This window comes from Arcticibacterium sp. SM2516, assembly GCF_057914865.1.
This window is the reverse complement of record NZ_CP195290.1, coordinates 3593355-3618437: the sequence shown is the minus strand read 5'-3', so window position 1 is coordinate 3618437 and position 25083 is coordinate 3593355. Positions and strand designations below refer to the sequence as shown.

The 25083-nt window shown below is 37.7% G+C and carries 22 protein-coding genes; 15 read left to right on the top strand and 7 right to left on the bottom strand.

What is annotated here, in order from left to right; translation table 11 throughout:
- Nucleotides 1-88: 88 nt before the first annotated feature.
- A complete protein-coding gene (locus ACSBFT_RS15085; RefSeq protein ID WP_489601241.1) occupies nucleotides 89-2284 on the bottom strand; it encodes a S9 family peptidase in 2196 nt (731 codons plus the stop codon).
- A gap of 154 nt (nucleotides 2285-2438) precedes the next feature.
- On the opposite strand from ACSBFT_RS15085, the gene ACSBFT_RS15080 reads away from it, so the two are divergent.
- The 7 genes from ACSBFT_RS15080 (at nucleotide 2439) to ACSBFT_RS15050 (ending at nucleotide 9007) form a co-directional block, all read left to right on the top strand.
- A complete protein-coding gene (locus ACSBFT_RS15080) occupies nucleotides 2439-3560 on the top strand; it encodes a Re/Si-specific NAD(P)(+) transhydrogenase subunit alpha (protein WP_489601239.1) in 1122 nt (373 codons plus the stop codon).
- 78 nt (nucleotides 3561-3638) lie between these two features.
- The gene (locus ACSBFT_RS15075) at nucleotides 3639-3932 is read left to right on the top strand and encodes an NAD(P) transhydrogenase subunit alpha part 2 (protein ID WP_463046803.1); all 294 of its coding nucleotides are present in this window, start codon (nucleotides 3639-3641) and stop codon (nucleotides 3930-3932) included.
- Between the two features lie 97 nt (nucleotides 3933-4029).
- Nucleotides 4030-5415 carry an NAD(P)(+) transhydrogenase (Re/Si-specific) subunit beta gene (locus tag ACSBFT_RS15070; RefSeq protein WP_463046801.1) on the top strand — a complete coding sequence of 462 codons (1386 nt, stop codon included), beginning with the start codon at nucleotides 4030-4032 and terminating at the stop codon, nucleotides 5413-5415.
- 92 nt (nucleotides 5416-5507) lie between these two features.
- Nucleotides 5508-6110 carry a glutathione peroxidase gene (locus ACSBFT_RS15065; RefSeq protein ID WP_463046800.1) on the top strand — a complete coding sequence of 201 codons (603 nt, stop codon included), beginning with the start codon at nucleotides 5508-5510 and terminating at the stop codon, nucleotides 6108-6110.
- A 21-nt stretch (nucleotides 6111-6131) separates the two neighbouring features.
- A complete protein-coding gene (locus ACSBFT_RS15060; RefSeq protein WP_489601238.1) occupies nucleotides 6132-7010 on the top strand; it encodes a 1,4-dihydroxy-2-naphthoate polyprenyltransferase in 879 nt (292 codons plus the stop codon).
- A gap of 76 nt (nucleotides 7011-7086) precedes the next feature.
- Nucleotides 7087-8421: a tetratricopeptide repeat protein gene (locus ACSBFT_RS15055; RefSeq protein ID WP_463046798.1), complete on the top strand. Its 1335-nt coding sequence runs from the start codon at nucleotides 7087-7089 to the stop codon at nucleotides 8419-8421.
- A gap of 19 nt (nucleotides 8422-8440) precedes the next feature.
- A complete protein-coding gene (locus ACSBFT_RS15050; protein WP_463046797.1) occupies nucleotides 8441-9007 on the top strand; it encodes a hypothetical protein in 567 nt (188 codons plus the stop codon).
- A 75-nt stretch (nucleotides 9008-9082) separates the two neighbouring features.
- Here the strand turns inward: ACSBFT_RS15050 and ACSBFT_RS15045 are convergent, their stop codons facing one another.
- The 4 genes from ACSBFT_RS15045 to ACSBFT_RS15030 all read right to left on the bottom strand — a co-directional run bounded on the left by ACSBFT_RS15045 (nucleotide 9083) and on the right by ACSBFT_RS15030 (nucleotide 11971).
- Complete coding sequence (locus ACSBFT_RS15045; protein ID WP_463046796.1) at nucleotides 9083-9463, bottom strand: DoxX family protein; 381 nt, start codon at nucleotides 9461-9463, stop codon at nucleotides 9083-9085.
- Nucleotides 9464-9500: 37 nt separating this feature from the next.
- Nucleotides 9501-9950: a GNAT family N-acetyltransferase gene (locus tag ACSBFT_RS15040; protein ID WP_489601237.1), complete on the bottom strand. Its 450-nt coding sequence runs from the start codon at nucleotides 9948-9950 to the stop codon at nucleotides 9501-9503.
- 341 nt (nucleotides 9951-10291) lie between these two features.
- Nucleotides 10292-10759, bottom strand: a complete 468-nt coding sequence (gene tnpA / locus ACSBFT_RS15035) for an IS200/IS605 family transposase (protein WP_489601236.1) — start codon at nucleotides 10757-10759, stop codon at nucleotides 10292-10294.
- A gap of 435 nt (nucleotides 10760-11194) precedes the next feature.
- Complete coding sequence (locus ACSBFT_RS15030; RefSeq protein WP_489601234.1) at nucleotides 11195-11971, bottom strand: XRE family transcriptional regulator; 777 nt, start codon at nucleotides 11969-11971, stop codon at nucleotides 11195-11197.
- 344 nt (nucleotides 11972-12315) lie between these two features.
- Here ACSBFT_RS15030 and ACSBFT_RS15025 point away from each other — a divergent pair, with 344 nt between their 5' ends.
- The 8 genes from ACSBFT_RS15025 to ACSBFT_RS14990 all read left to right on the top strand — a co-directional run bounded on the left by ACSBFT_RS15025 (nucleotide 12316) and on the right by ACSBFT_RS14990 (nucleotide 21648).
- Nucleotides 12316-14349, top strand: a complete 2034-nt coding sequence (locus tag ACSBFT_RS15025) for a protein-disulfide reductase DsbD family protein (protein WP_489601233.1) — start codon at nucleotides 12316-12318, stop codon at nucleotides 14347-14349.
- 88 nt (nucleotides 14350-14437) lie between these two features.
- Nucleotides 14438-16525 (top strand): thioredoxin domain-containing protein, encoded by a 2088-nt coding sequence (locus tag ACSBFT_RS15020; RefSeq protein ID WP_489601232.1) that lies wholly within the window; start codon nucleotides 14438-14440, stop codon nucleotides 16523-16525.
- 402 nt (nucleotides 16526-16927) lie between these two features.
- Nucleotides 16928-17917, top strand: coding sequence for a hypothetical protein (locus ACSBFT_RS15015; RefSeq protein ID WP_489601230.1), 990 nt, complete (start codon nucleotides 16928-16930; stop codon nucleotides 17915-17917).
- A 1-nt stretch (nucleotide 17918) separates the two neighbouring features.
- Nucleotides 17919-18500, top strand: coding sequence for a hypothetical protein (locus ACSBFT_RS15010; RefSeq protein WP_463047474.1), 582 nt, complete (start codon nucleotides 17919-17921; stop codon nucleotides 18498-18500).
- 459 nt (nucleotides 18501-18959) lie between these two features.
- Nucleotides 18960-19319 carry an ISAon1 family transposase N-terminal region protein gene (locus tag ACSBFT_RS15005; RefSeq protein WP_489601145.1) on the top strand — a complete coding sequence of 120 codons (360 nt, stop codon included), beginning with the start codon at nucleotides 18960-18962 and terminating at the stop codon, nucleotides 19317-19319.
- Nucleotides 19300-20283, top strand: coding sequence for an ISAon1 family transposase (locus ACSBFT_RS15000; protein ID WP_489604843.1), 984 nt, complete (start codon nucleotides 19300-19302; stop codon nucleotides 20281-20283). Before ACSBFT_RS15005 ends, ACSBFT_RS15000 begins: the two co-directional genes overlap by 20 nt.
- A 200-nt stretch (nucleotides 20284-20483) precedes the next feature.
- Nucleotides 20484-20966: a hypothetical protein gene (locus tag ACSBFT_RS14995; protein WP_489601229.1), complete on the top strand. Its 483-nt coding sequence runs from the start codon at nucleotides 20484-20486 to the stop codon at nucleotides 20964-20966.
- Complete coding sequence (locus ACSBFT_RS14990; RefSeq protein ID WP_489601228.1) at nucleotides 20953-21648, top strand: hypothetical protein; 696 nt, start codon at nucleotides 20953-20955, stop codon at nucleotides 21646-21648. The genes ACSBFT_RS14995 and ACSBFT_RS14990 overlap by 14 nt, the downstream gene beginning before the upstream one ends.
- A gap of 191 nt (nucleotides 21649-21839) precedes the next feature.
- On the opposite strand, the gene ACSBFT_RS14985 is transcribed toward ACSBFT_RS14990, so the two are convergent.
- Together ACSBFT_RS14985 and ACSBFT_RS14980 are read right to left on the bottom strand one after the other, a co-directional pair.
- Nucleotides 21840-23381, bottom strand: coding sequence for a YifB family Mg chelatase-like AAA ATPase (locus tag ACSBFT_RS14985; RefSeq protein WP_463047473.1), 1542 nt, complete (start codon nucleotides 23379-23381; stop codon nucleotides 21840-21842).
- Between the two features lie 12 nt (nucleotides 23382-23393).
- Nucleotides 23394-24866 carry a M28 family peptidase gene (locus tag ACSBFT_RS14980; protein WP_489601227.1) on the bottom strand — a complete coding sequence of 491 codons (1473 nt, stop codon included), beginning with the start codon at nucleotides 24864-24866 and terminating at the stop codon, nucleotides 23394-23396.
- Nucleotides 24867-25083 lie beyond the last annotated feature (217 nt).

Sequence of the window (25083 nt, the reverse complement as noted above, 5' to 3'; positions counted from 1 at the left end):
CATTTGAAATGGAAGTATTTTAATAAACCAAAAACGCCAATCAACATTTCTGCTGATTGGCGTTTTTTATAACTCAAATATTAAGTCCCTATTTCGCTCCCGGAGGGCAATTCTCTTTCAAAAACTTGGTAAACATGGTGTTTAAATGAAGCGAAGTCCCTTCACCTTCTCTGATGCCATGTGTACGGTTTGGGTACTCGAAGAACTGAAACTGCTTGTTATACTTTACCATTTCATTGATAAGCATTTCTGCATTCTGATAATGCACGTTGTCATCGCCACTTCCGTGAATGTAAAGTAAGTTTCCTTTAAAGCCCTGAACATGATTTATTGGAGAACCTTCTACAAAACCAGCTAAATCTTCTGGAGGAACTCCCATATAACGCTCTTGATAAATATTGTCATAAGTCAGTTGGTTTCCTACGGCCGCTACCGCAATACCTGTTTGATAAATATCTGGGTATTTGAAAAGTAAATTAAGTGTAGTACTTCCACCACCAGACCAGCCATGCACCGCTATGCGTTCCGAGTCAATGAAATCATATTTTTTCATCAATTCCTGAGCGGCTTCTGCTTGGTCTTTGATATTAATAATTCCAATATTTTTATAAATCGCTTTTCTCCACGCACTTCCTTTTGGAGCAGGAGAACCTCTGCCGTCTACCGATACATAGATGTAGCCATCATCTGCCATACTTCCAATGTACTGACGATTCCTTCCAGTGGCATAGTTATCTAAAGCAGTTTGATTTGCAGGCTCCGCGTACACATAAAAGACCGTTGGGTATTTTTTAGTTGGGTCAAAATTAGTTGGCAAAGCCATCCAACCTTGAATATTAACACCACTTGCCGTTTCTACTTCTACAAACCTGATATTAGACGCAGCTTTTTTAGCTGGGTCTATTTTGCTGTTTACGCCATTGGCTTCATCTAAAGCCTTGTGATTTGGTAGCGACACCCATTCCCTTACAGGATTGGTATAGTAATTATGGAAAAGGTGACTAGCGTATTTTCCATTGGCCGAAATTAAATAGGTGTTTGTTCCTTCTTGGTTGGCTGGTGTAATTCTCTCTGCTTCGCCTTTATTACTCACAGAAACTCTGTAGAGGTATTTTTGCATAGCATTATCTGGAGAAGCCGTAAAGTACACATAGTCTGTGTTTTCGTCATACATCAGCGGGTCTATGATGTCATAGTTGCCATCTGTTACCAGGCGAACATCTTTGCCATCACGAGAGATTTTGTAAAGATGGTTCCAACCGTCTTTTTCAGAAACCCATAAAAATTCTCTACCGTCATTTATCCACTCCCAGCCTGCAGGATTATCATCATGCCAAATGGTACGTACGTCTACCCAAGCTTCGTCTGTTTCTTCAAAAATGGTTTTAGCTTCGCCCGTTTTTACATTGGCATACATTATTTTAGATACCTGCTGTTTTCTGTTAAGCTGCTGAACCATCAGCTCATTAGAGTTTCCGGCCCATTCCATTCTTGGAATGTAATGTTGCTTATTATCACCAGGGATATTCATCCATTTAGTTTTTCCTTTCTTTACGTCCATCACGCCTATTCTACAAGCAGATGGGTCTTCGCCTACTTTAGGATATTCTATCGGAATTACTTTGGAATAAATGTCATCCGTATTATTGATCAGATTGAAATATTTAATACCCGATGCGTCCAACTGCCAATAGGCTATTTTTTCACTGTCTGGGCTCCATCTAAAGCCATCGTAGCAGCTAAGTTCCTCTTCATAGGCCCAGTCAAAAGTACCATTGATAAGTTTTGGTTTACCGTCGGTTTTGGTCAATTGCTTTATTTTTCCAGAAGCCAAATCTTCTACATAAATATTTCTATGACTCACATAAGCGGCTTTTTGACCGTCAGGAGAAAATTTAGCAAACATGAGAGAAGCCGAAGGCAATGTCTTGCCCAATTGTTTTAGCTCATTGTTTTTTAAATTCAATACCCAGTAGTCTCCTCTGGTTTCATATCTCCATACTTTTTGAGAGTTAGTGAAGATAAGTAGTTGACTTTGGTCAGGAGTAAAGTTGAAGTTTTTCAATTCTAAGGGTTCAGACTGACCTTTAGGTATAAATTTATCTGAAGAAATTATAGGGCTATATTCTTGGGTTTTTAGGTCAAATTTTAAGATGTCTCCATCGTTTTCAAGGTAATATGCATCTCCTTCTGGAGTCCATTTTGTTCCTGAACCTGGCTGTGCAATGGCCTGAAATCCATATATTACGAATAAAGATAGTATAAATAAGAACCTTGATTTCATAGATTATTTGTTGACGTTTTAAAATGACAAAACTAATAAAATAAGACTTAATTCTGATGTCTTCATTGCATGAGACTTAACATTTGATTTTTATTTTCATGATAATAACTATTTTTGAGGTCATAACAGAATCACTTTAAGCAAGGAAACCTAAATGCGAATAGCAGTTTTAAAAGAAACGAAAGACTACGAAAGACGAGTAGCCCTTACTCCAGATGTTATAAAATCTCTTAAAAAGAAAGGGTTTGAAGTAACCGTAGAAACAGGGGCAGGAGAAAATTCCGCCATTTCTGACAAAGATTTTATAGAAGCGGGAGCTAGTATTGCAAAAAATACAAAAGAGGCATGCCAAGCAGATGTTATTTTGAAGGTTAATGCATTCACCGCAGAAGAGGTGAGTCTGTTTCCTGATGCATCGGTATGTATTTCATTTATGTATGCGTACACCATTCCAGAGGTGTTAGAAGTAATGAAAAAGAAGAATATTTCCTCTTTTTCTATGGACGCAGTTCCGCGTATTTCTAGAGCTCAGAAAATGGATGCATTAAGCTCTCAGGCAAACCTTGCCGGTTATAAAACCGTGCTTTTAGGTGCCAATGCTCTTGGTAAAATTTTCCCATTGATGATGACGGCCGCAGGTACTATCACACCTTCAAAAGTGTTGATCTTTGGTGCTGGTGTGGCTGGTTTACAGGCTGTAGCTACTGCCAAAAGGTTAGGGGCTGTGGTGGAGGTTACCGATGTACGTCCAGAAACTAAAGAGCAAGTGGAGTCTTTAGGTGGGAGATTCCTAACGGTAGAAGGAGGCGTAACAGTGGAAGGCGGTTATGCCAAAGAAGTTTCTGCCGAATTTTTACAGAAACAAAAGGAATTGGTTCAAGAAAGAATCAAAGAAGCAGATATTGTAATCACTACGGCTTTGGTGATAGGTAAAAAAGCTCCTGTACTAGTGACCGAAGACATGGTGAAATCTATGAAAGCAGGTTCGGTAATAGTAGACATGGCCGTGGAATCTGGCGGAAACTGTGAAATAGCTGAAATGAATAAAACAGTGGTGAAGCATGGTGTTACGATAATAGGGGAGTCTAATTTACCTTCTTTATTACCCGTAAATGCCAGCCAGCTTTATGCTACCAATATCAGTACTTTATTATTGCATTTGGCAGATAAAGAGGGTTTCAAATGGGAAATGGAAGAAGACATTACAAAGGGTTCTTTGATTACTCATAAAGGAGAGATAGTTCATGGTTTCACCAAACAAATACTAGGAATTTAGAATGCCTGATGCTAGATGATTGATGTTCCTTTAAATGATATCTAACATCCATAGCGTCGGTCTATAAACAATATAATTATGACAACAGAATCGCTAATTATTCTTTTTTACATCTTGGTCTTGGCCAGCTATTTGGGATTTGAATTGATCACCAAAGTGCCGCCAACTCTTCATACGCCTTTAATGTCTGGCTCTAATGCTATCTCAGGAATCACTATGGTTGGGGCTATTTTAGCCTGTAACGAATTGGGTTATTCTACCGCTAGTAAATGGCTAGGAATGTTGGCCTTAGTTTTAGCTACTATCAACGTGGTGGGTGGATATACCGTTACCGATAGAATGCTTAAAATGTTCAAAAAGAAGAAAGGTTAAAAAGAGATTTAAGACAAAGGACCTCTGGAAGGGGCACGAAGCTTGGCTTTTGGCAATTCTTTAAGGGGGCTAATTCAAAAGAATAGAAAAAAACGAAATGAATACATATATAGAAGTCGCTTACCTGATAGCTTCAATACTCTTTATTGTGGGTATCAAAAAAATGGGTAAAACGAAAGAAGCCCGCTCTGGGAATCAATTATCTTCTTTAGGAATGCTGATAGCCGTATTGGCTACTGTAGTTCAGGTGGAAGCAGTCTCTTTGGTAGAAATTTTAATCTGCGTAGTTATTGGTTCGGCTATAGGTTTATTTATAGCTTTTAAAATAGAGATGACTCAGATGCCAGAAATGGTGGCACTCTTTAACGGATTTGGTGGCTTAGGCTCATTGGCTGTGGCTTTATCCTATTATTGGTTAAATTCTCAGGAGCTAAGTCTCGATATTGATGCTATTACAGGTACCAGCACGGCCTTGAGTATTTTTATAGGTGGTCTAACTTTCACAGGGTCGATTATTGCCTTTTTAAAACTTAATGGGAAAATTTCTGGGAGCCCAATCACATTTACGGGTCAGCATTTGTTAAACTTGGTTTTGCTCATTTTAGTTATTGTAGCATCTGTTTTTGCGGTTATAAATCAAGTGGATACGACTTATGTTTTTGCCTTGGTAGCTTTATCATTGCTATTAGGTATTTTGACGGTTCTTCCTATTGGTGGTGCGGATATGCCCGTAGTTATTTCTTTGCTTAACTCATATTCTGGTATGGCAGCTTGTGCCACTGGTTTTGTGTTACATAATAATGTTTTAATTGTTTCAGGTGCTTTAGTGGGAGCCTCAGGTATTATTCTGACGCAAATTATGTGCAAAGCCATGAACAGATCACTGGTCAATGTATTATTGGGTGGCTTTGGTCAAACGGCGAGTACCGATGCAGGAGATGGAGAAGAAGTACAAGTGAAAGAGGTGGGAGTAGAAGAAGCGGCTATGTTATTTGATTCTGCATCTTCGGTTATAGTAGTTCCTGGTTATGGTATGGCTGTGGCTCAGGCTCAGCATGTTATTAGAGAGCTAGCAGAACAGTGCGAAAAGAGAAATATTGACTTCCGTTTTGCAATACACCCTGTTGCTGGTCGTATGCCAGGTCATATGAACGTTCTTTTGGCAGAGGCCAATATTCCTTATGACAAACTAATTGAAATGGATGAAATTAATGGCGATTTCCAGAATACCGACTTGGTATTTGTGGTTGGAGCCAATGACGTTGTCAATCCTGCTGCCAGAGTTAACCCTCAAAGCCCTATTTATGGTATGCCAATCTTGGATGCAGATAAGGCTAGAACGGTTATTGTGAGTAAGAGAAGTATGGGTAAAGGATATGCTGGAGTTCAGAATGAACTTTTTGGATATGATAACTGCTTAATGCTTTTCGGTGATGCCAAAACTACCATTGGTAAGTTGGTAGGAGAGATGAAAGAAATGTAATTGATAGATTCAGGCCTTGAAGTTTTAGGTTTTACTGTCAGCGTTAAGTTTTTAACTAACTTCGCATCTTAATTCCTAAAACTTCAAGACTCATGAAAATAGTCCTCATACTTTTGGCCTTAGTGGTAATAGGCTTATTAGCCATGAATTTTACCACAATTAAGAACTTATTGTCGGATAAAAAGGAGGTAGCAGTTCTACCAAAAGATGCTACGGTCTTGGGTTCTTTCTACGACTTCAAGATGAATTCATTGACGGGTCAGGAAATAGACTTGTCGAAATACAAAGGGAAAAAAGTGGTGGTGATGAATGTGGCATCTAAGTGCGGATACACCCCTCAATATGCCGACTGGCAGAAATTTCACGAAGAACATGGTAAAGACATTATAGTTCTAGGCTTCCCTGCCAATAATTTTGGAGCTCAAGAGTCTGGTTCAAATGACGAAATAGCTTCTTTTTGCGAATTAAATTACGGTGTTAAATTCCAAATGTTTGAGAAAGTAGATGTGATTGGAGAAAATCAACACCCACTTTTTCAATGGTTAAGCAAAAAGGATTTAAATGGTTGGAATGATAAAGCCCCAACTTGGAATTTCTGCAAATACGTTATCAATGAAAAAGGTGAAGTAACGCACTTTTTTGCTTCTAAGATTAAACCTGAGGACGATGAGTTTAAAGCTGCCGTGGGTATTTAATTTACTAGATTAAAATTTTATATGTCTCCTTGGATTTCAGCGGCTAGGCCGCGAACGCTCCCTTTAGCACTTTCTTGTATTTTAATGGGTAGCTTTTTAGCTGCTTATGTTGGTGAGTTCGACTGGCTTATTTTTGGTTTGGCTTGCTTAACCACCATTTTACTGCAGGTGCTTTCAAACTTTGCCAACGATTATGGCGATACTCAAAATGGTGCAGACACTTTAGAGAGAGTTGGACCAGCGAGAGCTGTCCAAACTGGGGAGATTTCGCCAGAACGAATGTACAGAGCTATTTTGTTTTTTGGAGTGTTGTCTCTTATCTCTGGTATTGCTTTGCTTTACTTTTCTTTTAAAAATGCCGACAGCTCACTTTTTGTAGGGTTTCTGGGTTTGGGTGTGCTGTGTATTATAGCAGCCTATACCTATACCGCTGGAAAGAAACCTTACGGTTATGCAGGTTTGGGAGATATTTCCGTTTTACTTTTTTTTGGTTTAGTGGGCGTTTTGGGAAGTAATTTCTTGTTCACAAAGACCTTTGATATTTATAACATCCTACCAGCACTTAGTTGCGGACTATTGGCAACGGGCGTTTTAAACCTTAATAACATTAGAGATATAAATTCCGATATCAAAGCAGGTAAAATGACAATCCCCGCTCGCTTGGGAAGAGACAAAGGCTTGGTTTATCATGCATTCTTATTAGGAGTGGCTGTTATTCTTATTTTGATTTTTGTGTTGTTAAAAGGAGATATCTCGTTGTGGTTTTTATTGAGCTTTCCACTTTTTGCGTTTAATATTATACGTGCTTATAAACTTTCCAATCCAGATCCACTTTTGAAGCAATTAGCACTTTCAACCCTGTTTTTTGTGCTACTATTTGGGGTTTCGGTACTCTTTTAACTGATTTTTAAGACTTCATGTCGTTTTGTCTTTATGAAATCTTAATTTTGACTTATACTTTTCTAATAAATAAAAAATGAAACTACGATTACTTTTTTCCTTAATTCTAATTACCTCTTTGACCTATGGTCAACAAACTGCCGCTGATTATTTTGAGCAGGGAGTGAACAAAACGAGAGTTGGTGATTATACAGGTGCTTTGGCAGACTTCAGCAGGGCTATTGCTATGAATCCTGAAAATGCTCAGAGTTATTATAATAGAGGCTTGGCAAAGCAGGCCCTAAAGGACCATAGAGGAGCCATTTTAGATTTTGACAAAGCAGTTACACTTAATTCTAGAGAGCCGTTGGCTTATTTATATAGAGGTATAAGTAAATCTGAACAAGGTGAGCCACGGTCAGCTGTTCAAGATTTTAATAGATGTATAGAGCTCAATTCTGACGATGCCTATGCTTACTTACAAAGAGGATTTACACTTTCTAAACTGAATGAATACCGAACGGCTATTTCTGATTTTAACAGAGTGATTGAATTGAATAGTGATAAAAGCAGTACTTATCAAGCTTTTTATTCTAGAGGTTTATGTAAGTCTAAGCTAGGAGACTTTAAAGGAAGTATTTCTGATTATTCTAAGTCGATAGACATTAATCCCAAAAGAGCTCAAACTTTTTCAGAAAGGGGATTTAGTAATGTGCAAGTAGGAGAATATGCGAATGCTATTTCTGATTATAATGAGGCCTTGGAGTTAAACCCTCAGGACTCGGAAGCTTTTTATAATAGAGGTTTTGCAAAATCTAAATCTGGAGACTATGTAGGAGGTGCTAAAGATTTTGATGCGGCACTAAGAATAGACCCATCAAACATCAAAGCTCTTTATGGTAGAGGTTTTTGTTATTCAAAATTGAATAATCAAAGAAGTGCTATCCAAGATTTAACAAAAGCAATTGAAACCAATAACATGGATTTGGTATCGAAGTTTGATTATTCTGCCAATATGCCTGAAAAGAAATTAGCGGCATTAAGAAATGCCGTTTCAGATGAAATTCAGATCAATTCTTTTTCTGATAATAGAGCGGAGGCTTATTACTTAAGAGGTGTTGCAGAGTTTAAAAGTGGTCATAATAAAGATGCATTAATAGATTTAAGTAAGGCGATTGATTTGAATCCACGAATGGCAGCTGCTCATTTTGCTCGTGGACTTGTAAGATCTTCTGAAGGCTTACAGCGTGAGGCGGTGGTAGACTTGACCAATGCTATAGATTTAAATGAATTTTATAAAGAAGCTTACTATGTGCGTGGTTTGATAGGTCATGCTTTAGGGAATCCAGATAAAGGATGTTTTGATTTAAGCAAATCTGGAGAATTGGGCTATGTGAAAGCCTATGAGGTGATAAAGTATTATTGTAATTAATATTTGAATAAATACTAAGATGAAAAAGTTATTTTTAGTTGTTGGGCTTGTGTTTTTTGGTTTTTCGGGACAATGCCAATCCATTGATGGTCTTTTAGATAATGTCCTTTCTTTACAAAAAAAAGGGGACAATAAAGGTCTAGGAGATGCTATGGGTTTGTTAAGTAAAGGTCTAGAAAAAGAGGCTAACGATACTGGAGGAGACTTTAAAGATGGATTATTGAAACAGGTAGGCGGATTGAACAGTCTTATCCCTTTGGCTTCTAAAGGAATGGTAAAAGCTGGAGCTTTGTCTAAAATTATAAATACTATTAAATTGATGTTAGGTGCCAACAGGCTGGGTAATATGCTTGGCGGCGGCGACGGACTTATAGGGAAGGCGTCTGCTATAAAGTCTGGCTTGGATCTTATGAAAGGTGGTTCTTCTATCTTGGGTAAGAATTCTGGTGGATTGAAGGATTTAATAGGTGGAGCTATGAGTAATGTGAATAAGCTTGATGGTGGAGGCTTAGGAGCCAAAGCTGCAGAAAAGGCCTTGCCGAGCCAGTTAGGTGGTATCCTCAATATGGCAAAAGGAATACTTTAAAAAGAAAATATCTTTTGAAGTTTAAAGGGTTCAATCGTTGACGATTGAACCCTTTATTTTTGTTGTATTTGAGATTTATTTTCTTCTTTCCGAGCTGCTATGCTTATATACATACCAAGCCCATGCTATTAACAGAAGCTGAAAAGGTAGCCTAATAAGTGCTGCGGTATGGCTGCCTATGGCTGGCGTTTCTCTAAAAACATCCCATATATGTAATGGTAAAAACAGGAGCATTAAAAGAAAAATACCGAAAGCAGAGTTTTTCTTAAAGGCGGGAACAAAAATTCCAATTCCTAGAAATATTTCTGTAAGTCCCGAACCATAGTTTATAATACCAACTGGTAAGAAATCGGGAATGAATGCAGTGTACATATCTGGTTTTAGGAAGTGATTTATTCCTCCATAGATTAAGAATACCGCGAGTAAGTATGTCAGTGTTTTTGTTAGGGTGGTCATAGGGATGTGTTATGCTTTTTAAGTTAGAATATTTATTTCAAAGTTCCTTCTCAAAACAAACACTATTCTCTACGCCTTCATATTGACCATAATTAGAAATGACGTCGTAACCATTTTTGGTATAAAGAGCCACAGCGTCTTTTTGTCTTTTGCCAGTTTCTAATAAACATTTTTTATAGCCTAGCTCCTTAGCCCAGATTTCTAAGCCCTTAAGTATGGAAGTAGCTGTTCCCATATTCCTTCCTTTGGGATTTACATACATCCGCTTTACTTCCATGCAGTTTGAGTCGAACTGCTTTATGGCTCCGCATCCAACAGGAGCCTCATCTTTATAAGCTACTATAGCATGCTGAATCTTATCCAACTTATTATACTGGCTATAAAAGGCATGATCTTCTCCATCTATAATAGCAAGTTCTTTATCAAGATTGGCTACCAGATTTATAAAATCAAGGTTATCTGATGTGGTACGTGTTATGGTAATCATGGCATTTTTTTAGCGACTTACTTCCTGTCAAAGTTATGAATGAAATCATTCCATCAAAAGAATCGGGTTATGTAGAAATTAGAAGAGTCCCATTAGGAACGTAATCTGGAGAAAAGAGCATCAACAAAAAGTCCCTTAGGGACGTAATGTTGGTAGAAAAAGCAAAAAAATACCAGAGCCTAAAGTCCCGTCAGGGACGCAACATCGGTAGAAAAAGAAAGAACAAAAACGAAAAAGTCCCGTCAGGAACGCAGCATCGATAGAAAAAGAAAGAACAAAAACGAAAAAGTCCCGCTAGGGACGTAACATCGATAACACGTATCAAAACACATTGATATTCTTCACGAATAATCTACCGATTTAAACACATATCGCTCATCATAATCGACATCAAATGCATCAAGAAACTCTTCATATTCTTCCTTGAACGTTTTCTTTTCGTGATGTTTTTCTTGGTTTTGGATATAGCTTATCACGGCAGGAACAAGTGACCTACTATAAGAAAATGCACCATAACCTTCTTGCCAAGAGAACTTCCCTTTAACCAATTCATTCTTATTAATCCACAAAGACGAATGCCCTTTTACATCTTGCATTAAATCAGAGAGCGACTGTTTAGGCCGCATCCCAAATAAAACATGAACATGGTCAGGCATTCCATTTATTGCCAATAATTTATGACCGTTGGTCTGAATTATTCCTGTGATGTATTTATACAAGCCGTCTTTCCATGAATTGGAAACAATGCTTTCTCTGTTTTGGACAGCGAAAACCGCTTGTATATGTATTTGTGTGTATGTGTTGGACATGATTTTATGAATGTTGGTGTAAACGTTTGTGGTTTTGGCGTCGTTCTCGGCTACCGATGTTGCGTCCCTGACGGGGCTTTGTTGGTGCTTCTGAAATGTTTTCTACCGATATTTCGTCCCTAAAGGGACTCCCTTTTTACTCCACACACATTCTTCCGAGCTACCGATGTCACGTCCCTAACGCGACTTTCTTTTGACTCGGTAGGGTTATTCTTCCGAGCTACCTACATATCGTTCCTAGGAGACTTTCTTTGATACCTCCATAAACTTATTCTACCAATATAGCGTCCCTAATGGGACTTTCTTGATACCTACACAATCTTATGCTACCGATGTCATGTCCCTAACGGGACACATCTTTTGATTTGGATATTTCCATTGACATCGGATTTACATAATCCTTCTGAAAGCAGAACACCCTTGTTCTGCGAAAGATTAAGCAATCATCTTACGGCCATCTAATTTAAATCCAACCAAGCTGTTTTGAATATCTTGAATGGCATTATAAAGCAAATCGGAGATGGGTCTGTCTGTAGGATTTAGGCTACACACAAAATGCCAGACTTCAAAAATATCTTCGGGTTTGATATGGTAGGGTAGATACGACTTGTTGTCTGAATGAAACTGGATGGTGCCGTCTGTTTTGGTGGTGTTATAAAGTCTTTTATAGACCAGACCGTCGTTTTGGGTAAGCACCACATAGGTGTCGCCATCTTTTATATTGTCTAGGTTTTCTACATATTTACCTATCACATAGGCTCCACTTTCTAGGGGTGGCATAGAATCTCCTTTTATAGGAAAGGCCCTGTATTTTCCACTGGTGGCATAAGGAAGACTTATTCTTGGTAAGCTTTCTATAAATTCTTCGTCGGCATAGCCATCCAAATAACCTGCCGAGGCCTTTAGAGGAACTAATTCTATGAGGTCATTCTGGTCTTGATCTACCATGACGGGAAACAGAATTCTATTACCGCCTATTTTGAGTAAATCTCTTAAATCTTTAACTTTAGTAAGGTCTATTTTTACCAAAGAGTCTACAGAGATATTGAAATAATCTGATAACTGAATGAGCATATCGATGGGCGGAGCCGCTCTGTGCTCTTCCCATGAACTCAATCTAGAACGAGTGATACCTAACTGCTCTGCCATGTTTTCTTGAGAGAAACCTTTCAGGTGACGGAGATGGGCGATGTTCTTACAGATTTTTTTCATAATAATTTATTGCAATAATATTTAGCACAAATCTGCTAAAATATTAGGCAAGAAGCAAAAAATGATAAAAAACTTAGCAATGGTATCCAGCGTAAGCCGGCTTAGGGATAGAGCGGCGTGTTTGAGCTCGATAGGGCGAGTAGCGAAAGCCCGACCTGAAAGGTAAGCCCCAAATGCGAATATTGTGATAGTGGACTATTGGTATAATAATGATGTCATCTTTTTATGATTTTGGACGATTGGATAAGCAGCATTGGCAAGCAAATTGATACTTTTGTTTTATAGGTGTAATTATTGTTACACTATTGGAGTTATAGACAAGACCATTAAGACGCCGTATGTCAATGAATAAAAGAGCGATTTCGCCATTTGTTTTCCTTTTTCTGTTTTCCTTCATGTCCTTTGGGCAGCTATTAAAACCTACTACCTGGACCTTTAAGACTAAAAGTGCAGATGTAAAAGTAGGTGAGACTATAAACTTAGAATTCAATGCCACCATAGACAAGGGCTGGTATTTATACTCCTCTGATTTTGACCCTGATTTAGGGCCAATAGTGACGGAAGTGAAGTTGGAGCCAAACGACTCTTATGAGCTAGTGGGTGGGCTTACGCCTATTCATCCTAAAAAGAAATACGACGATATTTGGGAGGGTGACATCACTTATTTTAAGGAGAAGGGTCAGTTTATTCAGAAGGTAAAAATTCTTAAGCCTAATGCTAAAATAACGGGAACCATCTCTTTTCAAACCTGCACGGATGTGGATGGCAGGTGTGTAAACGGTAAAGAAAAATTCGTTTTTAATGTTAAAGCGGCGGCAGCATCTGCTGTAGTGCCGGTGCCCGACGAGCGGGAAACGGTAGCAATATCGACCTCGGTTGACGAAGAAAAAGAAGCGACCGACGAAGTAATGGCAAGGCTAGATACGGAAGACGCTAAGGAGAATGAAGTGATTTTAGAACAAGGTACGGAGCTGGTAAACACCGACAAACCTGCCTCAGAAGCAAATAAGGAAGGCGATGCGTCTATTTTCACTTTTCTTTTAGGAGCCTTTGGTGTAGGATTCGCGAGTATTTTTATGCCCTGTATTTTTCCTATTATGCCTATTACGGTGAGTTATTTCACAAAGCAAAAAAACGGAAAAATAAAGGCCGTCTTTTACGGCTTTTGTATCCTTCTTATATTTTCATTGATGGGTTTGGTGACGATGTCATTAGGACCAACATTTTTGAATTTTCTGAGCACGCACTGGATTCCTAATCTAATCTTCTTTATCATATTTATTCTATTCGGAATTTCTCTTTTGGGGGCTTTTGAAATAGTGTTGCCACATGGTGCTGTCAATAAAATAGATGCTATGTCTGATAAGGGTGGTTTCATTGGCATTTTCTTTATGGCTCTTACTTTGGTGTTGGTGTCATTCTCCTGTACCGTGCCTTTGGTCGGAACATTATTGATACTTTCTGCAGAAGGTGACGTCTTGAGACCTTTATTAGGCATGATGGCCTTTGGTTTGCCGTTTGCCTTGGTGTTTGGCGGTTTAGCATTTTTTCCAGAAGTATTAAAGAAATTGCCAAAATCTGGTGGCTGGTTAAACGAATTGAAAGCCGTTTTCGGTTTGGCAGAATTTGCCTTAGCTCTTAAATTCTTAAGCAATATCGACTTGACTCGTCACTGGGAATTAATCCACAGAAACTACTTCTTGATGTTCTGGATATTGATTTCTGCTATGATTACACTTTATATCCTAGGTTTTTTAAGACTTCCGAAAGATGCTAAAGTAGAAAAAAGGTCTTTCTCTAGGTGGGGTTTTGCGGCTTTGTTTTTTGCGTTTACGCTGTATATGGTTCCTGGACTGAGTAATAAGCCATTGAGTTTATTATCGGGAATACTGCCTCCTATGCCTGTAAGTAATATTGCTACCAAACTGGAGCATCCTAAAATGAAACAGCTGCCTCATGGCTTGCAGGGTTTTAAAGACTATGAAGATGCCTTAGCCTATTCTGCTGAAGTGGGCAAACCTGTCTTAATTGACTTCACGGGTTATGCTTGTGCTAATTGCCGAAAAATGGAAGAGTTTGTTTGGCCGAAAGAAGAGGTTTTAACACGTCTTCAAAATGATTTTGTGATAGCGTCTTTATATGTGGATGATAAGGCGGAACTGCCTAAAGAGAAACATTATGTTTCTACGTATGATAATGAGCTAAAAACCACCGTGGGTGGCAAAAACATGGATTTAGAAATTACGATGTTCAATAATAATGCTCAACCATATTATGTCATAGTAGACTCCGAAGGAAAGACATTAATGGAGCCATTGGGTTATTCTACAGAAAAGGAGTTTGTGGCGTTTTTGGATGAGGGGAAGCGTAAGTATTAAGATTTCAACACGATAGATTAGGATGCACTTTCATGAAAATGGGAGTGCATTTTTTGTATATTGACGTAGGTCTTTTAAACCCAATTTAATGAAGAGAGTACTAGTTACCATTTGTTTATTAAGTCTATTTTCCTGTGCCAAATCACAAGAATCCAATTCCCCGAATATGCATACCAACGCCCTCATAAACGAAAGCAGTCCCTACCTATTACAGCATGCCCATAATCCTGTGAATTGGTACCCTTGGGGAGAAGAAGCTCTGGACAAAGCAAAGAAAGAAAACAAGCTTATTTTAGTCAGTATTGGCTATGCGGCCTGCCACTGGTGTCATGTAATGGAGCATGAGAGTTTTGAGGACTCTACTGTCGCGAAGTTCATGAATGACAATTTTGTGGCCATTAAAGTGGATAGAGAAGAGCGGCCAGATATTGATCAAGTCTATATGAACGCTGTGCAGTTAATAACTGGCAGAGGTGGCTGGCCCTTGAATTGTATTGCTTTACCAGACGGAAGACCGATTTATGGAGGTACTTATTTCCCGAAAGAACAATGGCTTGAAATGCTGTCAGGAGTCTTGAATTTCTCAAAAGAAAACCCTGAAAAAACAGAAGAACAAGCTAATGCATTGACCGAAGGTATTCAAAGAACTGAATTTGAGATTTCATCACAAAAACCTGACGTCTTCAATATAAAAGACTTAGATACTATTTTCAAAACATGGAAAGGCAGCATAGACTATAAAGAAGGGGGCGGCAACCGTGCTCCTAAATTCCCGCTACCTATTGGCTATCAATATTTACTTCAATATGATTATTTGAGCAATGCTCCTGATGCATTGAAAGCTGTAGATTTAACATTGTTTAAAATGGCTCATGGTGGCATTTATGACCAAATAGGTGGCGGTTTTGCCCGATATAGCACAGATTCGGAGTGGAAAGTACCTCATTTCGAAAAAATGCTTTATGACAATTCGCAGCTTGTCAGTCTATATGCCTACGCATATCAACAGTCCAAAAATCCGCTATACAAAGAAGTAGTGATAGAAACGCTGGATTTTATTGAAAGAGAATTAACGCATGAGTCTGGTGGGTTCTATTCTTCTTTGGATGCCGATAGTGAAGGAGAAGAAGGTAAGTTTTATGTTTGGACTAAAACCGAATTCGATAAAGTTTTAGGTGACGACGCCAAGCTATTGGCGGAATATTTTGAGGTAACTGAAAAAGGAAATTGGGAACACGGCAATAATATTTTACTCAAAACAGAGCATCCTGAAAAGTTAGCAGCCACGTTTCAAATATCAATGGACGCTTTAAACAAGAAAGTGAGCAAGGCGAAAGTCTATTTATTGGCGGCAAGGTCAAAAAGAATTAGGCCAGGGCTTGATGATAAAATCTTAACTTCTTGGAATGCCCTAATGCTAAAAGGATATGTGGACGCCTACCGAATTACGGATACCGATGCTTATCTCCAGAAAGCATTAAAGAATGCTGACTTTCTTCTGACCTCCATGAAAAGAAAGGATGGTGGGCTGAACAGGAACTTTAAAAATGGGAAATCAAGCATCAATGCCTTTTTAGATGATTATGCTTTTTCTATTTCCGCCTTTGTAAGTCTATACCAAGTCACTTTTGATGAAAAATGGCTTCAAGAGGCTGCTGATTTAATGCTTTACGCCAATGAACATTTTTCGGATGAAGAAACGGGCATGTACTTTTACACGTCTGATTTAGATGCTGCCTTGGTAGCGAGAAAAATGGAAATTGCAGATAATGTAATTCCTTCCTCCAACTCTGAAATGGCCAAAAACTTGTACATTCTAGGTCAATACCTTTACGACGAGACCTACATCCAAAGAGCCAAAAATATGCTGGGCAACATAGATACCGATGCTCTTAAGAATGGTCCATACTATGCAAACTGGAACATTCTAAGAACTTACTTTAGCAAAGAACCTTACGAAGTAGCTATTGTAGGGAAAGACAGTGATAATTTGAGAAAGGAAATGGATGCCCATTATTTGCCCAACGTCTTTATTTCTGGTGGCACAGAAGAAGGAAACCTAGCACTATTAAAAGGCAAATTGGTCAAAGAGAAAACCACTATTTATGTTTGTCAAAACAAGGTTTGTCAATATCCTGTGAATACGGTGAAGGAGGCTTTGGAGTTGATTAAATAGAATTACTAGCCCGCCCAATTCTCCCTATCCAAACTTCTATATTGAATAGCTTCGGCTTGAACCTGCAGAATTTATATATCTATAATCCATTTATTTATATATTCAAAAGAGTTATTCATTCAAACGACTGCACATAACAGTCTTATAAAAAGAGGCTTAAATAAAGCGGCCGTAAAATAACTTTTCTTGCTTTTCTCTCTCCCCCCCCCTTAAATTCGTTTTAGGTCTGATGAATTGATCAACAAAAGACTAACAAAATCCGGCAATGATTATTACCACATAAAGAGCTCAAGGACTAATCAAATGTAAACGGAGAAAAGGTTTTCAGTCCACACTGAAAAGGGGAAACCCGCAGAACGCCCTCATATAATGGTGAAGCACAAACTTTTAAAATTTAAAACAATGAAAAATCGTTCATTTTATCTTTTCTTAATCATATTTAGTAGTCTTTATTCCTGCTCAAAACAAGAATTGGAAAAAAGCGTTTTACCTTCAGAAGTATCAAAAGAAACAAAAGAAGAGAATTTCAGGGAGAGTAGGTTTGCAATTTCAAACCAAATAATGGAATTTAAAGATTCGCTGGAATATCTTTCACTTAAACAGAAATTAATTTCTTTCGAGGTACAAAATGAGTTTAAAAGCGGAATTAAAAGTAAAAAATTTGAAAGCCTTGCGGATTATTATTCTAACCTTGACGATTCATTCTATGAGAATCTTATTAGTACCAAAGGTTACCAAAATGATGATAATTATGAATTAATAACATATATTGGGGAACCAACGATTGAATATACTGTTCCTGAATATGAGATACAATTGATTCTAAATAAACAAAGGCAACTAATTATTGGCAAGGAATTATACACTTTTTTTTACGACTATGTGAATATTTTGAATCTTGAAAATGGGAGTGAATACAAGAAAAGTTTGAATCGAGTAGGAATAAGTAATCCTGGGTTAAAAGTTTCTGCAACAGGTCAGGAGTTTGCCGTGAGTGGTACTTATTCATATGGAGGGAAGGATTACAGATATATATTACATTCTGAGTCTGTAGGGTTCAACAGCAATCACTTTTATCAGGCAAAAATCAAAACAAAACATCAAAAGAAGTTTCTTGGGACGTTTTTCAATTCTCAATGCACTCAGATTTTAATGAATGGAAATGCTGAATCTGGCGTTTATTTACCCCCATACGGTAATCAGATTTGTGGACAATACTGGACTTATAGAACCTATGGTGGGTATTGTACAAGTTGTTCAAATACAACAACTGATATTAAAGACTGGTCTTATGATCACCCTTGCTTTCAAAATATAAATGCAGAAGTAACATTTATTTGTGAGGATGGGCTAGTTAGGGTTTTATCTTTAAATCACTCTTCACCTTGGTAGAATGCGTAATTTTTTAAATGTTTTAGCCATTATCATATTTTGTTCATCTAATCTTAAGGCTCAAAATATTGTTGAACTTGGAGTCTATTCAGTTTTCGATGATTGGGAATTTGAAGGAGTTAAGACAAAGAGATATGGTTATACCGATCCTTATTTAAATATTGCTATTACACATTATTTTCTTCGTGAAAATAAGTCCTTCAAAGTTTATGGTGGCATAAGAGGATCTCAATATTTTAGAAGAGCAGGTTTATATAGGACAAAATCTCTTATCATGTCATTTGAAAATGGTGTTTCATATAACCTACATTTTCCTCGTCGAATTAATTTTTTACCTTTTATTGGTTATGTTGTTCAGATTCCACCGTATGGAAATGACGATTTAATGGAGTTTAGAAACTTTCGAACATTTCTGATTAATGGAGGGCTTCTAGTAAATGATGTATATAATAAAAGAATAGGAATTAAGGCTTCGATAGATTTAAAACCTTTTGCTACAATTGTAAGTGAAGATTTACCTATTGATAATCTGAACAGGAAATTTAGAGTAATGCTAAACGCTACTGTCAAAATAGGTAGGTGAGTAGTTCTTGGCATGATCATCTTTTCGAAATTGATCATGCCAAATTATTAAATTCAGATCATCAACCCGCCCAGTTCTCCCTATCCAAACTTCTATACTGAATAGCCTCGGCTAATTGCTCGAAGTTCAGTATTTATGTGCCTCTTATTCATCAATATATATACCAAAAAGAAGTATTCATATCCAATATATATCATAACTTTCACATAATCTGCCACTTAAGAAACCTTACCGTTAAACAATTATTTCTTGTTTTTCTTTCCCACCCCCCTTAAATTCGTTTTAGGTCTGATGAATTGATTAACAAAAGACAAACAAAATCCGGCAATGATTATTACCACATAAAGAGCTCAAGGACTAATCATATGTAAACGGAGCAAAGCTTTTTCAGGACCAAGAACAAAAGTTGGGGGATAGCTGTTAAATTCTGAATTTTGGAGAAATTTAACATCTATAAAATTGGAAGAACTAGTAAAGCTATTGTTGCCCGAATTGTTAGTCGATAATTTCAATCTGATAAAGGTCGATAAGGATAAAAAGACTGAAATTCTGCGAATTTACTTAGAAGAGAAGTTGGATATTCCACAGGAATTATCAGAACTAAAACTTCATTCAAAAGGCTTCTATGATGAAATAACCATCCAAGACTTTCCGATTCGTAATTACAAAGTGTTCCTTCATGTCAAACGTCGTAAATGGAAGGATTTGGAAACAGGAAAGAACGTAACAAGGAATTGGGAAATAGTAGCTCAGGGAACTCGAATGACAACAGAGTTTGCTGCTTTTTTAAAAGAATTCAATAGATACACAGGCCATTGATGTCGAAACGGTTGGCAAGTTCTTCGGATTCAATGGGAAGAAACTACAGCGGCAGTATAAGAATCATTTAAGCGACTTCAAAAACTGGAAGCAAAAGCCAAGAGCCAAAGAATGGCTAATCTACCCACAAAATATGGGAGAATATCTGTCAATAGATGAAACTAGCCTTTCGGATGGAGAACTCTATACTATTCTGACCAATAAAGAAGCGAAAGGAAAAAAAGGGAGCATTGTTGCCATCATAGCAGGCACTAAGGCGGCTGATATCATAAAAGCCTTACGTAAAATACCAGAGCCTAAACGTAAGAAAGTCAAAGAAGTAACCCTTGACATGGCTCCTAATATGGAGTTGGCAATCAAGAAATCATTTCCTTGTGCAAAACGAGTTACCGATAGGTTTCACGTACAAAAATTAGCCTGGGATGCGGTGCAAGAAATGAGAATTAAACATCGTTGGGAGGCTATAGACCAAGAAAGTGATGCCATCGAACTTGCAAAAGTAAAGGGAACTCCTTATAAACCTGAGATACTAAGTAATGGCGATACACTCAAGCAGCTTTTAGCTAGAGGTAGATATGTACTTTATAAACGACCAGCAAACTGGTCTAAGTCGCAAGCCGAAAGAGCTGCTCTATTATTTGAACGCTATCCAGATATTGAAAAAGCCTTCGGACTGGGTATTAAACTAGCCGAGATTTATGACAAAACCACTGACCAAACTTATGGTTTAGCTCGACTAGCCAAATGGCATGAAGAAGTAAGACAAGCAGGCTTTAAATCCTTTAATTCAATTGCCCGAACATTTGAGCATCATTACAGAACTATTCTTAATTATTTTGATAATAGAAGTACCAATGCTTCAGCAGAATCTTTCAATGCGAAAATCAAAGCTTTTAGATCTAGGTTTAGAGGTGTCAGGAGTATTGAATTCTTCCTATTTAGACTATGTCAAATTTATGCTTAAAGAACTCATCCCCCAGATTTTGCTCTTGACCCCTTTTTCAGTCCACACTGAAAAGGGGAAATCCGCAGAACGCCCTCATATAATGGTGAAGCACAAACTTTTAAAATTTATAAAAATGAAAAAATATCTTTTGTTATTGGTTGGTTTTATAGGCCTCTTTTCGTTTCCCTTCAATGTATAAAATTATTAAAACCGGGCTTTTGACTTCTATATTACTAATACTAGGCTTTTTGATCCTTTCTTGCGAGAAAAGAAATTTTTCAGAAATTGCTAAGATTACGTATTACAATTATTCGAAATACACGATTAATCAAATTGTGTTGGATTTGATACCTGAAGGCCCGAGGTCGGCCATCGATAGAATTGAAATTAATACGTCGATACCCGCCGGCGACAGCTTACATTTCGAGTACAATACGGAATATATTCTTAGCTCTCAAGGAGGGGTTAAATTATATACGCGTGTGCTTTTAGATGATAATATCTGGATAAACAATTCAGTTTTAGATACTTTAGGTTTTGAAACGCCAGGCTATTTTGGAAGGAATCAAAATAGCATTCAAATGGTATATATAGGAAACTCCAATATTATGTTTTGTACAAAACTAAGACCTGAATATCAACATCTTAACTTGAAGCCATCACCTTGTTCACCTAACCTTTTTTGGGATGCGAATCATTAGTGTCATTCTGCTATTTACATTAGGAAAGCCGTATTTTTCGGCTGGTCAGAAAAACTACAGTACTACGCAGCTAAGTTTTTTTTCTGGTATCTCCTCTTCTGATGTCAACATCCCCAAACCATATTGGCTAAGAGAAGACAACAATAACTCTATAAAGGGTAAAAGCTTTGGCCTGGACGTAAGCAGAAGAGTTTATAGAGAAATGTGGATTGGTATGGGTCTGGGTTATTTTAGGAGGAATTATTCATTTAGGAGAAGAGATGTTTATGACCCTTTAATTAATGATACTAAATTCTTCATAGCTAATTATGGTTTTGATATATATACTAAAGTAGATTATATAAGGCATTTAAGAAATTATTACGTGTCTGGTTCCTATTTACAAATGCTTGATTTCAATATAATTAACAAACTTCTAATTTATTATCCCAATGGTGATGTTAAAGCTAGTCAGGATGCAAATTATCTATTCGGTTATCCAATGAATAGGTCTGCAGTGAAGCTGACTTTTGGGAGAAAAGTGGGAATCAAAAAACGGCTAACTTTAGGGTTAGATTTCAATTATTCATTCGACCTTATTAATAAAAAGACTTTGGAGTTTGATCACTTGAATATTAGAACTACAACACTAAGCCTTAGCTTAATTAGAAATTTTGGAAGCAAGAACTATTCACATGAGTAGCCCTTACTTCAGCAGAATCTCCGTCAGGAGACCATCCAAATAAATGCATGCTATCAGAAACTTCAAGATGGATTACTCTAAAGTTTTTCAGGTCGGACTTCAATTATATTCATCAGGGCAAATCAAATCTCAGTAAAGTTGGTTGTCTCGCGATTTTGCATGACTGCCGAATACCACTTTCGACTTAAAAATCACCCAGCCCAATTCTCCCTATCCAAACTTCTGTATTGAATAGCTTCGGCTAGTTGCTCGTTTCTGATGTTTTCAGAACCTGCCAAATCGGCAATGGTTCGGCTTACTTTTAGTATTCTGTCGTAGGCTCTCGCACTTAAGCCTAGTCTTTCCATGGCTCTTTTTAGAAGCGTTTTTCCAGCTTCATCTATTTGACAGAGCTCTTTCACCATTTCTGCTGGCATCATGGCATTTGAATGTATGTCTGGATAATCCTTAAATCTTTCAATCTGTATTTCCCTGGCTTTTACTACACGTTCTCTTATTTCGGCCGAGGTTTCATTTTTTCTGGTTGAAGATATTTGGTCAAAACTTACAGGTGTCACTTCCACATGTAGGTCAATTCTGTCTAGTAATGGCCCCGAAACCCTATTCAAGTATTTTTCTACCGCTCCAGGAGGGCAGGTACAGTCTTTGTCTGGGTGATTATAATATCCGCATGGACAAGGGTTCATACTGGCAATCAGCATAAAGCTAGAAGGGAACTCTACAGACAGTCTGGTTCTAGAAATACTTACCTTCCTTTCTTCTAGCGGCTGACGCATCACTTCCAGAACTGTTCTTTTAAACTCTGGTAATTCATCCAGAAATAATACCCCGTTATGAGCCAAAGAAATTTCTCCTGGTTGCGGGAAACTTCCACCGCCTACCAATGCAGCATCAGAAATAGTATGATGCGGATTTCGGAAAGGTCGTTTTGAAATAAGTGTCGCTTTTCCGCCAAGTTTTCCAGCCACCGAATGAATCTTGGTAGTTTCTAAAGCCTCTGGTAATGTAAGCGGAGGCAAGATTGATGGTAACCTTTTGGCCAACATCGTTTTCCCCGCTCCAGGAGGACCAATCATGATAGCGTTGTGCCCACCTGCGGCGGCGATCTCCAAAGCCCTTTTGATGTTTTCTTGTCCTTGAACATGAGAAAAGTCGGCCTCGTAATCATTGACCGTATGGTAGAAAATATCTCTAGTGTCTGTTACCAAAGGCTGTATTTCTAACTCGCCTTTTAAATAACGAACGGCTTCGTCCAGCGTCTCTACACCGATAACATCTAATTTGTTGACAATAGACGCCTCTTCCGCGTTTTCTTTGGGCAATATAAAACCTTTTTTGCCTTGAGCTCTAGCTTCAATAGCAATAGGAAGCACCCCTCTTATAGGTCTCAATGTGCCATCCAGTGAAAGTTCTCCGAGTATGACATAGTCAGATATTTCTTTGGCGTAAGTAACACCACAAGAAATATTGATTAGGCATAGTGCTATGGGTAAATCATAGGAAGAACCCTCTTTTCGGATATCCGCAGGGGCTAAATTGATGACTGTCTTTTTTCTGTCTTGCGTGTAACCTTCGTTTTTTAGTGCAGCATCTATTCTTTGAAGGCTTTCTTTTACGGCATTATCTGGCAGACCTACCACGCTGGTACCTGCACCTTTTATAATACTAATTTCTACCGTGATTAAAGTGGCACTTACGCCATAAACGGCCGCACCGAAAGTTGTTGCCAGCATATGTGGTTTATTTTATTTTTCCCAAAGCCACTCTTTACCTAAGATCAATTCATTCTTAAGGTTTTGACTTACAAGATAATCGCGAGTTTCTTCACTCGATTTTCTTTTAGGAAGTGTATCAGAATTTGCCAGAGCATAAAGCATCATGGCGGTGTATTTTACATTATTTTCTAAATGCTTTTTATCCACTAAGCTAAAGTTGTCGCAGTCGGCATGGTAACAGTTAAGAGCACTTTTTGATAATTTTCCCATTGGAGAGCAAACAGGAATACCATTTAGCATAAAGGTTTGATGGTCGCTATGCAATCCTGCAGAGCTAGCATTTTTATTTTCATAATTTTTATCAATGGCTTTAATCTCAGAGCCGATTTCCTGGAAATACTTATGAAGTTTATCGTCTCCAAAAGCATTGAATCCGTGAGGATTGTTCAGCATGTCTAGGTTCATCATCAACGCGATGTCTTTTACGCTACCGTCTGCTTTAGCTTTGTCAATATAACTTTTAGACCCTAATAAGCCTTGTTCCTCACCCATAAAGAGTACAAATTCTATAGGTCTTTTAGTTTTAAGATTTAACGTTTTAAAAACTCTTGCAATATCTATGACAGAGTATGCACCTATACCATTATCAATAGCTCCTTGAGCTAAGTCCCAAGAATCTAAATGTGCACCAATAACAATTTTTTGATTTTCATATTTGCTTTGACCCTTATGCTCCGCAATGACATTTCTTGCCCTAACGGGTTTGTTGAAATTCAGCATTTCTATTTGAGCCAATAAATCATTTTCATCGCTTTGCCATGCTCTTATCGCCTTACCACTTTCAAAAGAAATACAGATGGCTGGGATGGCAATTAAAGAGCCCGTTACCGAAGCCGTGCCGGTTAAGAGAACTTCACCAGGGACAGAATTGGCAATCATAACTGCTGCAGCTCCATATTTAATAGCCAATGCGGTTTTTTCGGAGCGATGCAGATTTTTCTTTCCCTTGTTTTCTTCAGACTGAATATTGATGTTAAAAAGAGCCACTTTTCCAGATAGCTCATCTTTTAGCTTTTCAAAATCAGATTCTAAACCGTCGTTGCAGTCAATGATAGCAGCTGAAACATTGGCAGAAATAGGAGAGTGAGCTAAAGCCACCACTTTGACCTCTTTAAAGTTGTCGCTGTTAGAGGGTACTATAGATAGCGATACTTTATTTCTGGACCAAGATTCTACTTCAAAAGGAGCATATTGGGCATTTTGGTATCCAAAATCTTTGAAAGTCTTTAGTGCAAATTCTTCTGCCTTTTTTCCGTTTTCAGAACCCGTTAAACGATGTGTACTGATTTTGATGGCTTCCTGAAGTTTTTCGTAGGCCTTACTGTTTTTGGATACATCTTGTGCTATATCCGTAAATATAGATGCTCTTTTCTTATCCAAATTAGAGAAGGATGAGAAAAGAACGCAAAAAGCAACCAGGGATGTTAAAATGTTTTTCTTCATAGAAATTATACCCGAATTAAGTTTTTTATTGAGTAAAAACCTATTCTAAGTCCTAATAAAGGTCAATAGCTGTCACTTAGTTTGATTTTATCTTTATTATTATAGATTAAAAACCATTAGATTTGATTTTTTCATTTTTTTTTGTGAAACTTGGTGGGCAGACACTCTTAGTATATCTATCCCCATAAAATTTTTTTGTTTTAAAATTAATTTCGTT

Excerpts from the sequence above, each read along its gene's own strand:
- ACSBFT_RS15080 (WP_489601239.1), top strand. The coding sequence starts at position 2,439 with ATGCGAATAGCAGTTTTAAAAGAAACGAAAGACTACGAAAGACGAGTA.
- ACSBFT_RS15040 (WP_489601237.1), bottom strand. The coding sequence starts at position 9,950 with ATGATTACCATAACACGTACCACATCAGATAACCTTGATTTTATAAAT.
- ACSBFT_RS14985 (WP_463047473.1), bottom strand. The coding sequence starts at position 23,381 with ATGCTGGCAACAACTTTCGGTGCGGCCGTTTATGGCGTAAGTGCCACT.
- ACSBFT_RS15065 (WP_463046800.1), top strand. The coding sequence starts at position 5,508 with ATGAAAATAGTCCTCATACTTTTGGCCTTAGTGGTAATAGGCTTATTA.
- ACSBFT_RS15055 (WP_463046798.1), top strand. The coding sequence starts at position 7,087 with ATGAAACTACGATTACTTTTTTCCTTAATTCTAATTACCTCTTTGACC.
- ACSBFT_RS15025 (WP_489601233.1), top strand. The coding sequence starts at position 12,316 with ATGAATAAAAGAGCGATTTCGCCATTTGTTTTCCTTTTTCTGTTTTCC.
- ACSBFT_RS14990 (WP_489601228.1), top strand. The coding sequence starts at position 20,953 with ATGCGAATCATTAGTGTCATTCTGCTATTTACATTAGGAAAGCCGTAT.
- ACSBFT_RS14980 (WP_489601227.1), bottom strand. The coding sequence starts at position 24,866 with ATGAAGAAAAACATTTTAACATCCCTGGTTGCTTTTTGCGTTCTTTTC.
- ACSBFT_RS15050 (WP_463046797.1), top strand. The coding sequence starts at position 8,441 with ATGAAAAAGTTATTTTTAGTTGTTGGGCTTGTGTTTTTTGGTTTTTCG.
- ACSBFT_RS15045 (WP_463046796.1), bottom strand. The coding sequence starts at position 9,463 with ATGACCACCCTAACAAAAACACTGACATACTTACTCGCGGTATTCTTA.
- ACSBFT_RS15030 (WP_489601234.1), bottom strand. The coding sequence starts at position 11,971 with ATGAAAAAAATCTGTAAGAACATCGCCCATCTCCGTCACCTGAAAGGT.
- ACSBFT_RS15070 (WP_463046801.1), top strand. The coding sequence starts at position 4,030 with ATGAATACATATATAGAAGTCGCTTACCTGATAGCTTCAATACTCTTT.
- ACSBFT_RS15060 (WP_489601238.1), top strand. The coding sequence starts at position 6,132 with ATGTCTCCTTGGATTTCAGCGGCTAGGCCGCGAACGCTCCCTTTAGCA.
- ACSBFT_RS15015 (WP_489601230.1), top strand. The coding sequence starts at position 16,928 with ATGAAAAATCGTTCATTTTATCTTTTCTTAATCATATTTAGTAGTCTT.
- ACSBFT_RS15010 (WP_463047474.1), top strand. The coding sequence starts at position 17,919 with ATGCGTAATTTTTTAAATGTTTTAGCCATTATCATATTTTGTTCATCT.
- ACSBFT_RS15085 (WP_489601241.1), bottom strand. The coding sequence starts at position 2,284 with ATGAAATCAAGGTTCTTATTTATACTATCTTTATTCGTAATATATGGA.
- ACSBFT_RS15075 (WP_463046803.1), top strand. The coding sequence starts at position 3,639 with ATGACAACAGAATCGCTAATTATTCTTTTTTACATCTTGGTCTTGGCC.
- tnpA (WP_489601236.1), bottom strand. The coding sequence starts at position 10,759 with ATGTCCAACACATACACACAAATACATATACAAGCGGTTTTCGCTGTC.
- ACSBFT_RS15020 (WP_489601232.1), top strand. The coding sequence starts at position 14,438 with ATGAAGAGAGTACTAGTTACCATTTGTTTATTAAGTCTATTTTCCTGT.